At 42.0% G+C, this 13,455-nt stretch carries 11 protein-coding genes; 3 read left to right on the top strand and 8 right to left on the bottom strand.

All coding sequences use genetic code 11. From position 1 onward, the window contains the following. Window positions 1-8 precede the first annotated feature (8 nt). From lysS to NBH14_RS03125, 6 genes are all read right to left on the bottom strand, one after another. Window positions 9-1,739 carry a lysine--tRNA ligase gene (gene lysS, locus NBH14_RS03150; protein WP_128133781.1) on the bottom strand — a complete coding sequence of 577 codons (1,731 nt, stop codon included), beginning with the start codon at window positions 1,737-1,739 and terminating at the stop codon, window positions 9-11. A gap of 157 nt (window positions 1,740-1,896) precedes the next feature. After that, window positions 1,897-4,899: a leucine-rich repeat protein gene (locus NBH14_RS03145; protein WP_186958771.1), complete on the bottom strand. Its 3,003-nt coding sequence runs from the start codon at window positions 4,897-4,899 to the stop codon at window positions 1,897-1,899. 143 nt (window positions 4,900-5,042) lie between these two features. Beyond that, window positions 5,043-5,627, bottom strand: a complete 585-nt coding sequence (gene nadD / locus NBH14_RS03140; RefSeq protein ID WP_186958772.1) for a nicotinate (nicotinamide) nucleotide adenylyltransferase — start codon at window positions 5,625-5,627, stop codon at window positions 5,043-5,045. Further along, window positions 5,609-5,788 (bottom strand): hypothetical protein, encoded by a 180-nt coding sequence (locus tag NBH14_RS03135; protein ID WP_007657744.1) that lies wholly within the window; start codon window positions 5,786-5,788, stop codon window positions 5,609-5,611. Before NBH14_RS03135 ends, nadD begins: the two co-directional genes overlap by 19 nt. After that, window positions 5,785-6,354, bottom strand: a complete 570-nt coding sequence (gene gmk / locus NBH14_RS03130) for a guanylate kinase (protein ID WP_007657745.1) — start codon at window positions 6,352-6,354, stop codon at window positions 5,785-5,787. Before gmk ends, NBH14_RS03135 begins: the two co-directional genes overlap by 4 nt. Before the next feature lies 1 nt (window position 6,355). After that, window positions 6,356-7,228: a YicC/YloC family endoribonuclease gene (locus NBH14_RS03125; protein WP_186958773.1), complete on the bottom strand. Its 873-nt coding sequence runs from the start codon at window positions 7,226-7,228 to the stop codon at window positions 6,356-6,358. 211 nt (window positions 7,229-7,439) lie between these two features. Here NBH14_RS03125 and tsaB point away from each other — a divergent pair, with 211 nt between their 5' ends. Next, window positions 7,440-8,135, top strand: a complete 696-nt coding sequence (tsaB, locus tag NBH14_RS03120) for a tRNA (adenosine(37)-N6)-threonylcarbamoyltransferase complex dimerization subunit type 1 TsaB (RefSeq protein WP_186958774.1) — start codon at window positions 7,440-7,442, stop codon at window positions 8,133-8,135. A 34-nt stretch (window positions 8,136-8,169) separates the two neighbouring features. Here the strand turns inward: tsaB and NBH14_RS03115 are convergent, their stop codons facing one another. Continuing rightward, the gene (locus tag NBH14_RS03115) at window positions 8,170-9,912 is read right to left on the bottom strand and encodes a PD-(D/E)XK nuclease domain-containing ATP-binding protein (protein WP_186958775.1); all 1,743 of its coding nucleotides are present in this window, start codon (window positions 9,910-9,912) and stop codon (window positions 8,170-8,172) included. Between the two features lie 485 nt (window positions 9,913-10,397). Here NBH14_RS03115 and NBH14_RS03110 point away from each other — a divergent pair, with 485 nt between their 5' ends. Beyond that, on the top strand, window positions 10,398-10,787 hold the full coding sequence (locus NBH14_RS03110) for an HU family DNA-binding protein (RefSeq protein WP_186958776.1): 390 nt from the start codon (window positions 10,398-10,400) through the stop codon (window positions 10,785-10,787). Beyond that, window positions 10,784-12,865: a BT4734/BF3469 family protein gene (locus tag NBH14_RS03105; protein WP_186958777.1), complete on the top strand. Its 2,082-nt coding sequence runs from the start codon at window positions 10,784-10,786 to the stop codon at window positions 12,863-12,865. Before NBH14_RS03110 ends, NBH14_RS03105 begins: the two co-directional genes overlap by 4 nt. A gap of 145 nt (window positions 12,866-13,010) precedes the next feature. Here NBH14_RS03105 and NBH14_RS03100 read toward each other — a convergent pair whose 3' ends face one another. Then, window positions 13,011-13,421 carry a nuclear transport factor 2 family protein gene (locus NBH14_RS03100; protein WP_186958778.1) on the bottom strand — a complete coding sequence of 137 codons (411 nt, stop codon included), beginning with the start codon at window positions 13,419-13,421 and terminating at the stop codon, window positions 13,011-13,013. Window positions 13,422-13,455 lie beyond the last annotated feature (34 nt).

Below are 13,455 nucleotides of genomic sequence, written 5' to 3'. Positions count from 1 at the left end.
ATTCCCTTTTATTTGGCTGCGTTGGCAATCCATGCTTCCACTTCTTCGGCCGCAGGATTTTGCAGTTCCAGCTTATACTTCTTGTTCATCTCACAAAGTTCCTGGCGCAGCTTGTTAGGGTTCACCTCTTTCAGCGTGTCGACAGTCAGATAACCGGCTTTCTGTAATGCCGGAATCCAGGCTTCATCGATACCTAATGCTACGTATTTATCGACAGCATCTTTCTTTACTGTTTTTTCCGGACGCATCTGCGGGAAGAACAATACTTCCTGAATAGTAGTCTGGCCGGTCATCAACATGACCAAACGGTCGATACCGATACCGATACCGGATGTAGGAGGCATACCGAATTGCAGTGCGCGCAAGAAGTCCTGGTCGATGAACATCGCTTCGTCGTCCCCTTTTTCGCTCAACTTCAACTGATCCTTGAAACGTTCTTCCTGGTCGATCGGGTCGTTCAGCTCGCTGTAAGCGTTTGCCAGCTCTTTTCCGTTCACCATCAATTCGAAACGTTCAGTCAATCCCGGTTTGCTGCGGTGCATTTTGGTCAGCGGGCTCATTTCAACCGGATAGTCGATAATGAATGTCGGTTGGATAAATGTACCTTCACAGAATTCTCCGAAGATTTCATCGATCAACTTGCCTTTACCCATTGTTTCGTCGATCTCCATCTTCAATTCTTTACAAATTGAACGGATTTCATCTTCGTTCTTGCCTTCCAGGTCGTAGCCGGTCTTTTCCTTAATGGCTTCCAGGATAGGTAAGCGACGGAAAGGAGCCTTGAAGCTGATGGTCTTGCCGTCGACAACGGTTTCGCATGTACCGTTGACAGCCATACATATTTTTTCCAGCAGTTGCTCCGTGAAACTCATCATCCAGTTGTAATCCTTATATTGGACATACAATTCCATGCAGGTAAATTCCGGGTTGTGCGTCCGGTCCATACCTTCGTTACGGAAGTTTTTCCCGATTTCGTAAACCCCTTCGAAACCGCCGACGATCAGTCTTTTCAGATACAGTTCGGTAGCGATACGCAGATAAAGGTCAATATCTAATGAGTTATGATGCGTGATAAACGGACGTGCACTTGCACCACCGGCGATAGACTGAAGGATCGGAGTTTCTACTTCCGTATATCCGGCTTCGTCGAGTACGGCGCGCATTGTTTTGATCACTTTTGCACGTTTCATGAAAATATCCTTTACGCCATCGTTTACGATCAGGTCGATGTAACGCTGACGGTAACGCAGTTCGGGATCGTTAAATCCGTCATAAGCTACGCCGTCTTTGTATTTAACGATAGGCAGCGGTCTGAGTGATTTGGATAATACCGTTAATTCCTGTGCATGGACGGAGATTTCACCCATTTGCGTACGGAATACAAAACCTTTGATTCCTACAATGTCTCCGATATCGAGCAGCTTCTTGAAAACGACGTTATATAAATCTTTGTCTTCACCCGGGCAGATATCATCACGGGAAATATATACCTGTATTCTGCCTTCCGAATCCTGCAACTCCATGAATGAAGCCTTACCCATAATACGGCGGCTCATGATACGGCCTGCAATAGTTACAGGACGAGGTTCTGCATCGTCTTTAAAAGATGCCTTTATTTCATTGGAATATGCGTTTGTTACGTACTCAGCAGCGGGATACGGTTCTATCCCCATTTGGCGCAATTGCTCCATGCTATTGCGTCTTATGATTTCCTGTTCACTCAGTTCTAATAGATTCATTACGCTATTATTTTGTATAATACGGTGCAAAAGTACAAAAAAATTCTTACTTCTGTGGTAAAAGTGCTTAGTTATAATACATAATAAATCATTGTAGAAGGCCTCTTTTTGCTTTTGTGGCATTGCTCTTTCTGTAAGAATCAAACCGGAGTGATTCTTACAATCGTATTTTATGCCGTTCTTTCCCCATAACAACGATATAGCTACCTGAGGGTAAGCTGATATATTCGGTCCCTGATATTTTTTTTACGAAAATACATTGACCGGATAAATTAAAAATCTGAATTGTACATTGTAAGGGTGATTGAATAACGATTTGTCCGTTTGTTATCCGGATCGATGGCTTATTTACTAACAAATCCGTATTGGAAACCGGAGTACCGGATGTCTGGGTATAGACTGTGTTTTGTGCTAGAATGATCGTTTCATTTTCTATTTGTTTCAGGGCTGTTGTTTCGATATAATAATTATGTCCTGATAGTAACTTTTCGATTTTGAAAAAAAATAGAGTAGAACGGAGTTTCCCGTTTTCATCAAATTTATATTCTGCAACCAGCTTTTGTTTTCCGGCATCATCGAATACCTTTAGTATATAATAACTGGCTTCGGGTATGATTGCCCAGGATATGGTTACAGTACTATCGGTTTTCTCTTCTATGTCGGGTATAATCGTTTTTCTTAAAACATTAACCTTACAGATAGCTTGAAAATTTCCATCTACAGTTTGCGCGGTGATATCTGTTTCGCCTGGAGCGATTGCAATAATACCGGTCTGTCCGATTGTTGCGACAGATGGATTGGTAATACTCCAGTTAACGGACTGGTTGCTGGCATTGGTTGGCTGTATGATCGCTTTTAAATCGGCTGTTTCACCAACTGTTAATGTTAGGTTGGTATAATTTAGGGAAATGCCGGTTACCGGAATAATTTCAGGTTTCGGGTCTTCATTGTCGTCTGCATCTTCATTTTGTATTGCAGAAGCTGTTATTAAAATATCCCCGGTTACCTTCGGAATTGTAAGTAACCATTTGTCGGTATTCCATGTATAGTCTTGGTTGGCGGTTAATGTAATTTTTCCCATGGTGACTTGTATTTCAGACGGTATGGTGTATCCGCTATCCGGTTGCAGAATAATATCCAATAGCTTATCTTTTTTGATGGAATCGGGATGATAAGGGGTCGCTTGCAGATGTTGCAATTGGTAGGAAACTTTATAATAAATATTTTCTGTGCCTGAAGCACTAATCTGTATATCATCGGTAACAACCGGGATGGAAAAGTAGCCACTTGTCCAATCGTAGTTATATCCGTTTCCGTTATCCAGTTTCTGTTTTCCCATTGTTACGTTGATATATTGCGGTAACAAATAGTTTTTGTCTGCTGTTAGTGTTGTTTCCAACTTCTGATTGATACCAATTGATTCCGGTTGTGGGTTGCAGCTCAGGTTTTGCAGATTGTATGTGATTATGCAATTTGCGGCACTTGAACCTTCTTCCAGAATAGTTTTGAAACCTGCCCAATTTTCATATAAATTTAGCGTTCCTTTAGGAACGTAGACGATACAGGCTGATTTGTCTATACCAGTAAAAGTATCGGATGCGAAACGGGTTCCGATAGTACTTTCCAAGTGGATTTCTTCCAAATTATCACAACCTCCTAATGCTTGCGTTTCTAAATTATCGCATTTGATCGTAATGGATCTTAAATTTTTGCAATCCTTGAAAGCATTATAATTGGTTTGTGCATTGGCGGGTATTGTCATTTGGGTAAGTCCTGTACAACCTTGGAATGCAGCAGATATATCATTTACTTGATCGGGGATAGTGAATGTTTTAAGACTTGTACAATTTCTGAAAGTAAAAGATATATGCTGTAGGCTTTTAGGCAAGATAACATCAGAAAGGTTTGTGCATCCTTCGAAAGTTGCACTTAGTTGTGTCACTCCTTCTGGAATTTTTACGGATTGAAGGCTTGTACATCCTTTAAATATATCTCCCATAAATATGTCGGATAGATTGGATTCATAGAAGGTGATTGTTTTTAAAGAAGAACACTGGTTAAATGTTTGGTTATAATAGTTGTCAGGTGTGAGTGGTATTGTTATTTTTTGCAGGTTTTCGCAAGACTGGAATGTAAAGTTATAATTTAAATTGGTGTTCGGGAGAATAACCTCTTCCAGTTTATTGCATTTATAGAAAGCATATCTATCAATGTTTTTTACAGTAGGAGGAATGGAAATGTTTTTTATTCCGGACTCGGAGAAAGCGTACGAGCCGATCTCTTCGAGAGAACCAGGTATCGATATTTGTTCTAGATCAGGACATTTGCTAAACGCATAAGATGCGATTCCTTCGAGTTCATTAGGTAGTGTGATTTCCTTTAATCCACAGTTGTTAAATGTGAAATTTGGGATGTACTTTATCTTATTGGGTAGTTTGATAGTAGTGAGAGAAGTACATCCTTCGAAAGCACCGTAAATATCTACATCTCCGGCCATACCGGAACCAGAACCGGTATGTTCGCCTCCTGACATACTTTCCAGCGTATTGGGAAGTACCACAGATGTCAATGAGCTACATCCGTGAAAGGCTCCTCCCTGAATGTGTACGACTCCCTCCGGTATTGTAATTGACTGTAAAGAAGTACATCCTTCAAATACATTTTCCCATACATATTCGCTGGTACTGTTGATTGTTACATTTGTTAGGCTGGTACAATTAAGGAATGCGGCGTCATATCTGTATACTTTTTCCGGTATTATGATCGATTTGAGGTTAGAACATCCGGTAAAAGCATATTGTATGGTTATTTTATTGTTAGGTAACTTTATGGAAGTGAGACTTTGATTATTATAGAAAGGACTATCGTCTCCTTTTAAAGGTGAATAACCAAAAGAAATGATTGTGTAATCTTTCCCGTTTGCAGATATTTGTGCCGGAACTTCATATTCTTCTCTCTGAGGATCTGTCAATTTTACTATGATTGCTTCATTAGGTGAATCCCTGAGTTCATAGGTGAAGTACTTATCTGTAAATGTATTATTATTTTCATTTTGAGCAAAAATTGCTACCCTGTTTCCGATAGAAAAGTACAAGATACAGAATATGAATATAATTTTTCTGATCTTTGAATGGGAAATACTATTCGCTGCTTTTTTCATTTGTTGTTTGTTTATTTTAGTGAAGTATGTAAAACTCAACAAATTTATAAAGTATGAATCTTATAAAAATTAATATAGAATAAGATATGTTCTGTTTTAGCAGAAAATTGTGTTTTTAGGAAAGTTCTGGCTAGGACTCAGGCTTACAACAGGCTTCGTACTGCTTCCGGCAAAAAGAAACGAATATCTTTCCCTTCCTTAAGGGCTTTACGGATAAAGGTTGAGGATATTTCTATCAAAGGAGCATCTACAGTACGGATATGTAAATAATCTTTCGGGATCTGTATCTCGTACCCTTTGCGCGGATAGATAAGGATAGGATAATCGGAGATCAACTGGTCAGACTCTTTCCACCGTTTTATGGAAGCCCAGTTGTCGGCGCCCATGATGAAATGGAACTGACGGTCGGGATATGTTTTTTCAAGTGCACGTAGCGTGTCGATGGTGTAAGTAGGCTGGGGGAGGGAAAACTCGAAATCACTTGCCTTGAATTTAGGATATCCGGCAATGGCAGCTTCGACCAGTTCTAGCCGGAGCCGGTCATCCATCAGGTCGTCGCGTTTCTTCAGCGGGTTATGAGGCGTGATAACAAACCAGAGTTCGTCCAACCCCGCAAACTCACACAGCCAGTTGGCCAGGGCCAAATGACCGATGTGAACCGGGTTGAAAGAACCGGAAAAGATTCCGGTTTTCAGCTTGTTGTTTTCCTTTACCGTTGTTTCTTCCACATTATAAAGTTGAATGCCTGTACGCCGAATACGAGTCCGGTTGCAAATGCAATGAGATATTCTTTATAAATGAGGCCTGCAATGCAGGTTCCCAATGCCGCGATTCCGGTCAGTGCGAAAATATATCCCCATTTACGTGATAATTGTCTGTTGTTATTCATTCTTTAGACAGAAAATCTTTTATAACTTCCACTGCTTCGGCCTGTGCTGTCGCAAGGTCGTCGTTTACGATGCAGACATCGAAATGAGGAATAAATCCCAGTTCGAATTCCGCTTTTGCGATACGGCTGTCGATCACTTCGGGAGCATCCGTTCCACGTCCTTCCAGACGTTCACGCAGATGGGCGATGCTGGGCGGCTGGATGAATACTGAAAGAGCACGGTCACCATAAAACTTTTTGATGTTGCATCCGCCGACAACGTCCACATCGAATATGACGTTGTTGCCTTCATTCAGTTGGCGTTCCACTTCACTTTTCAATGTGCCGTAGTATTTATCGGTATATACTTCCTCATATTCCAGAAAATCACCGGCAGCGATACGGGCCCGGAATTCGTCGGGAGTCAGGAAATAATATTCCACACCGTTCTGCTCTGTTCCGCGTGGTGCACGGCTTGTTGCCGAGATAGAGAAATGCAGGTTCAGGTTCTGTTTTAACAGATGGTTGATGATGGTTGATTTACCTGAGCCTGACGGGGCAGAGAATATAATTAATTTACCAGCCATATTATAATACGTTTAGTACCTGTTCCTTGATCTGTTCCAGTTCGTCTTTCATCTGAACGACAATTTTCTGCATTTCCGCATGGTTGCTTTTCGAACCGAGCGTATTGATTTCACGTCCCATTTCCTGAGCGATGAAACCGAGCTTCTTTCCTTGTCCGTGTCCGTCTTTCATCGTACTGATGAAATATTTCAGATGGTTGTCGAGACGGTTCTTTTCTTCGTTCACATCCAGTTTTTCGATGTAATAGATCATTTCCTGCTCGAAGCGGTTCTTGTCGTAATCCTGGTTGGCTACCTTTTCGAGGTTGTCCATGATACGGGCTTTGATCTTTTCGATGCGTTCGCCTTCATATTCTTCCACTTCGGTCAGCAGGCGGGCGATATTGCCGATTTTGTCTTCAAATAACTTTTGCAGCATGGCGCCTTCCTGGATACGGAAGTCACAAAGATGTTTGATGGCCTCTTTTACCGCCTTGAAGACAACTTCCCATTCGCTTTCGTCTACTTCTACAATTTCAGATTTGATAACGTCCGGCATTTTTAGTAATGTCTGGAACCAGTCAGCCGGAAGTGCAATATTCAGTTTTTCTGCTATATCCTTAACCTGGCTGTAATAACTTTCAAAAGCGGTAAGGTTGATCTGGGTAGGAGTATCTTTTCCTATATATTCGATATAAATGCTGAAATCGACCTTACCCCGTTCAAGCGACTGAAGCAGCTGGCTACGGATTTGCATTTCCTTGTCTTTGTAGATAGAAGGGATGCGGGTTGATAAATCCAGTTGTTTGCTGTTGAGTGCTTTTATTTCTACGGTTACCTTTTTTGAAGGAAGTTCGGCTGTAACCTTACCGAATCCAGTCATTGATTGTATCATTGTTCTAAAAATTTGTGCAAAGATAGCTTATTCAGTTGACAGTTGACAGTTGACGGTTGACAATTATTTGGCTCTATGTATAAAAAGTTCGTTATTTTCTCATTCGTATAAAGACGTTTTTGTACTTTTGCGACCAATTAATCCGGTTGATGAACAGCGGAGTTCTATTGAAAAATATCTGTCACTTGTCAACCGTCAACTGTCAACTATTATGTCTTGTATTTTAAATATTGAAACATCGACCTCGGTGTGTTCCGTCGCTTTATCGGCTGATGGTGAGGTGCTTTTTGAAAAGAGTTCATTTGAAGGTCCGTCGCATGCCGCTTTGTTGGGTGTTTATGTGGAAGAGGCTATTGCGGTAACCAAAGAAAAAGGATTGAAGCTGGATGCAGTAGCAGTCAGCAGTGGTCCGGGATCTTATACCGGATTGCGTATCGGCGTATCGGTAGCCAAAGGTTTGTGTTTCGGTTACGGCATACCTCTGATCAGTATTCCTACGCTGGAAGTGTTGGCTGTTGCCGCATTGGAACAGCAAAATAATGCGTCCGACTGTTTGTATTGCGCCATGCTCGATGCCCGTCGGATGGAGGTGTATGCAGCTATCTATGATGTTAATTTGAAGACGGTTCGCGAAACGTCTGCTGATATTGTAGATGCAGATACTTATGCTTCCTGGCTGGAAAAAGGGAAAGTTTGTTTCTTTGGGAACGGTGCCGCCAAATGCCGGGAGGTGATTACTTCTCCGAATGCGCTCTTTATTGATAACATCCACCCGTTGGCTGTTAATATGGTAACCTTGTCTGAAAAAGCATTTGCCGGAAGCAAGTTTGAGGATGTCGCTTATTTCGAGCCGTTCTACCTGAAAGAATTTCAGGCAACAATCGCTAAGAATAAGGTGTTGGGATGATAGTGTTTTGAAAGCTATCATCCGGTGAAGATTGTTAGCAGGAAGCTATTTCTTCGCACTTAACCAAATCCCAACCCCGGAATTGAAGCAGTATCAAGTGGAGTGTTGTATCTTGGGCCAACTGTAAAGCGATTTTGTCTTTACTGTATTGTAATAGTTGGCGGCGTCCTTCTTCTGCTTGCGTTTCGAGTTCCGTGTCAGTGGTGGTACGTCCAGCGTACTTTAACTCCAATATGTAGCTGTGTCCGATATCAGGATACCGCTTTTTGTCGGGTAATAAAAAGAAATCGCAGTAACCGTAATTCATTTCCAGTTCCGGTTCTACCAGATAATAAGAAGCGAGTGCCAGATATGCCTTCAGGAAACCTTGCAGATTTCTTTCTCCTTCCATAGCATCGCGTACGGATGAGTTTTCACGATAGGCAAGGGCGATAGATTCGAAAAACGGTTTCCATTGGCCGTCGTAAGCAAGGTCCGTCAACATTACATTCAGGTAATGCAGGTCGATGCTACTTTGTTTTTGATAATAGTCGCGTAGAAATCCGAAATATTGCTCGCGTACACAGTTATTCGGGATACACATTTTTAGTAAATCACCACGTGTGCCGCAGATCGTGAGTAACCCGTAATAATAAAGTAAGCTTCTGAAATTATCGATATCCGTTACTTTTTCTGCCGGAAAGGAGGTGTGTAGGTCGACCAGTATTTCCCCTTTAGCTGCAATCTCTTCAATAGTGCTCATGCGGCTTCCTTCCTGTGAACAGTCATGGTCGATACGGGCAAGCATTTTGAGTTTGCTGTAATCAGTACGAATGTTTTTATCGACCATATCTTCGGGGGCGCGATGTTTCTGTACCTGATAATTCAGATAATAAAGTGTCATGTCACAATTGAACACCCGGTCGCTATCCAATGCCATTCGAGCGAAACAATAATTATTATACCACGGCTTCATTTCTGCGATCATTGTATCTATGTCTCCTGTCAGCATATCGTTTTGCCGGTAATAATGAAACATTTCACGAACATCTGTTTCATCGAATCCCATCATTGCGTTAAAAGTTTCGTCGGTCGAGATATTCCAGTCGATGTTATAACCGCTCGATAAATCATCCAAAGTGATAGGACTGACCCCCATCAGGAAAATCCGGTCGAACATTCCTTTGAACTGTTTAAAGTATTCCCGGTAGAAACCGCTGGCATGTGTCAGGTCGTGAAACATTTTCTGCCCGTGTTCACTCAGTATGACATTTGTGAAGTTGTCATATTCATCTACGATAAGATAAAGCGGATACCCTTTTTCTTTTGCTTTTATCTCGATGTACGACAGTTTTGCTTTGGCACTTGCTATATTTTCGATTGTAGCTTTATAATCGGCATCGTAATAGGACGCATATTCGTGTGCGAACTGATTGATAATAAGACTGCAATAGTCGTTGAAGCTGGTCATCATATCGGTTCCCGGTTGCGAACAACCGGCTTTTGAGAAATCGAAGTAAAGCACTTGAAAGCGGTTACGCTGGTCAGTCGGGTGGCTGCCAATCCATAAATCGCCGAAATACTTTTCGAAGTTATCCTTTTGCAATATATCATAATAGGTACGCATCAAGCTAAGGAACAGACTTTTTCCGAATCGTCTGGGACGGATAAGAAACAAGTAGCTGGGCATCTTTTCGATCAGCGGCAGATACATCGTCTTGTCTACGTAATAAAAGTTTTCGTTTCTCAACCGTTTGAAATCAGATATTCCGTATGGTATTCCTTTTACTTGGCTCATGTTGGATGCTTTTTAAGATATAGAGACAAAGTTAGTTTATTCCGGCAAATAAAACAATGTTTGCAGAAGTATTCCTACTTTGTGTTTTACTATCTATTTTCTTATATAAATTTGAAAAATAACTATCATACTATCATTTTATTATATAATATGCAATATATCAGTAATATATATTATGATAGTTCTATAAATAAACTATCATTTAACTATCATGAACCATCATGCATGAAGCTCATACGATATTACTGGAAATGTAGGATATAAGCAAAGAAAATATATTGATTTATTTCAAATAAACTATTGAAAAACATTGCTTATATAATATATATTTCTTATATTTGTAAGGAGAGGAAGTTGTTGACATCCGGGTGTGAATGCTACGGAGACCCGGGTGTAGGCATCGTTCAGATCCGGGTGTAAATAGGGGTGAAATCCCCGTCTTAGTGAGTTTTTCTAGTATTATTATTAAATTAAAATACCTGTTTATGGCACATTTCTATGTTGTTCGCACGAAATCGGATAAGACAGGTCCGATCGAAAAGAAGCTGTTTTATGGAGTTCCCGTTACGAAGGGGAGGATCACGACCGACCAGTTGGCAGAAGAGATTGCCGACCGTTGCTCATTGACGCGGGGAGATGTGTTGGGCGCCGTCTGCGAGATGAGTGACATTATCCTTGAACGTTTAAAAGAGGGTTACTCGGTCGAGTTGAAAGATATGGGTGACCTTTATCTGGCTGCCGGAAGCGAAGGGTATGAACAAGCAAAAGACTGTACCCCGCATCGGGTAAAGGCGAAGCGGGTCTGTTTCAGGATGGGATCGCGGTTACGTAAAGAAATGAAGTTTTTTAAATTTGAAAGATACCCGTTCGAATGAAAGTAAGCCAATATCGTTATAAGAAAGACCAGCTTATGTTACAGATACGTAGTCTGGAGCCTGTGGTGGAGATGTTACGCTCTGAGAATATGGGGGTACAAGTTGCCAATGTACGCAATAGCTTGCACTTTTCTCTGCCGGGGCATGCGAATGAGTGGGTACGGAAGTTACCTGTTATCGTTTGGGGAGCAACTTTTCTACGAAGAGATGGGAAAGTGCGTATGAAAAATTATAGCGGATGTGTCTTGCTGGAACTAAACGGTTTATCCGGTCCGGAGGAAGCGGCTTCAATACGTGAGGAGGCTGCCGCTATGCCTCAGACTTTGTTGGCTTTTATTGGATTAAGCGGTAAGTCGGTGAAGATTATCGTGCCGTTTACCCTGCCTGATGGCAAGCTGCCGCGTAATGAAGAAAAAGCCGTTCTGTTTCATACGGCGGCTTACCAGTTAGCGGTCAGACATTTTCAACCGCAGTTAAGCAGCATGATTACTTTGAAAGAACCTTTGCTGATGCGAGGTACACGCATCAGTTATGACGCCGGGTTGTATTATAATCCCGCGGTGGTGGCTATCCGGTTGGGACAACCGTTGCAGATGCCGGGAGAAAGTGATCTCCGTATCATTCAGGATGTGCCGCTTGACCCGGTCGAACGCTTGTTGCCGGGTGTTGAACGTAATACGCAGATTGCCACTCTGTTTAGCGTCGTTTTAGTGGAAGCGGTCCGTAAGTTTGCCGGGAGTAGCAGTAATGATCTGCATGCCTTGTTCACCGAGATGGCTCAAAATTGCTGCCGCCTGGGAATCCCGGAGGAGGAAGCTATCGGTTGGACTATGCGGTATGAGGCTCTGAAATCGCATGAGTTGTTGGTGCGGCAGGTGTTCCGTTCCGTTTATCTGCTGAAGAAAACGGTCGGAACTAAGTTGCCTTTGCCGGAATGCCTTTCGTTGGTGATGCAACTGGATGAATTTATGTCGCGGCGCTACTTTTTCCGGATGAATGAGATGAGCGGTGGAGTGGAATATCTCGACCGTTCGGTTATACAGTTTGTATATAAGCCTTATACCCAGAAGGTTCGTAATAGTATTTGCCTGGAGGCTCAAAAAGAAGGGTTGAATGTTTGGGATAAGGATATAGACCGTTATGTGTATTCCGATCAGATTCCGTTATACCATCCAATCGATTCGTATCTGGCAAATCTACCGGCTTGGGATGGAAAACCGCATATTCGTGAGATGGCCGGCAGGGTTCCTAACAATAACCCGTTATGGAACGATTGTTTTTACCGTTGGTTCTTGAGTATGGTTGCCCATTGGATGCAACTGGATAAGGAGCACGGGAACAGTACGACTCCCTTGTTGGTGGGTGATCAGGGATGCGGCAAGTCCACTTTTTGCCTGAATCTGTTACCTCCCTCGCTTCGTCCTTTTTATACGGACAGTATAGATTTCGGGAATAAGAAAGAGGCAGAACTGGCTTTGCACCGCTATGCCTTGATCAATATCGATGAATTTGACTCGGTGAAGGCTTCTCATCAGAGTTTTCTGAAACATGTGTTACAGAAAGCGACAGTCAATGCCCGTCTGCCTTACCAAAGCACGACTCGTAGCTTGCGACGTTATGCCACTTTTATTGCTACCAGCAATAATTTTGATTTGTTGACCGATCCGACCGGGAGCCGCCGTTTTATCTGTGTGGAGGTGGAAGGCCTGATCGATTATATCCAGCCGGTCGATTATGAACAGCTTTATGCCGAAGCGAAAGAGATGTTGCGTCGTGGCGAGCGTTTCTGGTTTACGCATGAAGAGGAGGCGGCAGTGGTTGAGAGTAACCGGAGTTTCCAACAAATCCCGGCAGAAGAGCAGTTGTTTTTGCGTTATTTCAGCATTCCTGCCGATCCGGAAAGTGTTACGCCTGTACTGGCTTCGGAGATACTGGATAAAATAGCAGAGAAACAGCCCGGTTTTGTTATCACAAAGAAGATGATACTCAACTTCGGTAAACTTTTGAAGCGAAATAACGTACCGAATAAGCGGACGATGCGGGGGACTTGTTATTATGTGGAAGAGGTAGATGGTTGATTGTTATGTTGTTATGTGAATGCTGCGTGATAGTATGATAGATGCCATGATAGTTGTTTTTTACAACTATCATGGCGCTAAATTGTTTGTAATCAGATGAATATTTATCAACTATGATAGTATGACAGTAGGTTTCTCATTTAGTTTATTTGAAACGGGATACTAACCATTTGTCCTCTTCTTTCTGTAAATATACGGTAGCAGTTTGCGGATCGGGATCAGTGTCGATTTTCCCTTTCATCATATTCAAACCATTAATTACATTCAGGGTTACGGTAGCCTCCGTTCCGGATTCATCTATGTCGCATTTTTTTATTTCTATCTTAGGATTGCTTTTCTTCATAATGGGAATATAAGTTTCCATCATTGCCGGAAACATATCCATAACTTTTTTAGCTTCCTCCGTACACACCTTTTTGGTTTTGTCAAAGTTGGCAGTGTATATGTCTTTGGTAAAACTCAATGCTACTGCTTCGGGAGTATTGTTGTTACCAGAACAGCTTGCCAATAATAGTATTAGCAAACTGAAAACGAAAGTGAATTTTGTCTGTTTCATCTTATTTGTTTTTTTAGAATGATTAAAAAGGTTT

It is taken from the genome of Parabacteroides caecihominis, assembly GCF_023656785.1.
Lineage (GTDB): Bacteria > Bacteroidota > Bacteroidia > Bacteroidales > Tannerellaceae > Parabacteroides > Parabacteroides segnis.
Note: the sequence above shows the minus strand (reverse complement) of the source record. Positions and strands in the feature narration are given on the sequence as shown.

Bases quoted from the DNA above. Each gene is read 5' to 3' on its own strand.
- lysS (WP_128133781.1), bottom strand. From the start codon at position 1,739: ATGAATCTATTAGAACTGAGTGAACAGGAAATCATAAGACGCAATAGC.
- NBH14_RS03145 (WP_186958771.1), bottom strand. From the start codon at position 4,899: ATGAAAAAAGCAGCGAATAGTATTTCCCATTCAAAGATCAGAAAAATT.
- NBH14_RS03135 (WP_007657744.1), bottom strand. From the start codon at position 5,788: ATGAATAACAACAGACAATTATCACGTAAATGGGGATATATTTTCGCA.
- gmk (WP_007657745.1), bottom strand. From the start codon at position 6,354: ATGGCTGGTAAATTAATTATATTCTCTGCCCCGTCAGGCTCAGGTAAA.
- NBH14_RS03125 (WP_186958773.1), bottom strand. From the start codon at position 7,228: ATGATACAATCAATGACTGGATTCGGTAAGGTTACAGCCGAACTTCCT.
- tsaB (WP_186958774.1), top strand. From the start codon at position 7,440: ATGTCTTGTATTTTAAATATTGAAACATCGACCTCGGTGTGTTCCGTC.
- NBH14_RS03115 (WP_186958775.1), bottom strand. From the start codon at position 9,912: ATGAGCCAAGTAAAAGGAATACCATACGGAATATCTGATTTCAAACGG.
- NBH14_RS03110 (WP_186958776.1), top strand. From the start codon at position 10,398: ATGGCACATTTCTATGTTGTTCGCACGAAATCGGATAAGACAGGTCCG.
- NBH14_RS03105 (WP_186958777.1), top strand. From the start codon at position 10,784: ATGAAAGTAAGCCAATATCGTTATAAGAAAGACCAGCTTATGTTACAG.
- NBH14_RS03100 (WP_186958778.1), bottom strand. From the start codon at position 13,421: ATGAAACAGACAAAATTCACTTTCGTTTTCAGTTTGCTAATACTATTA.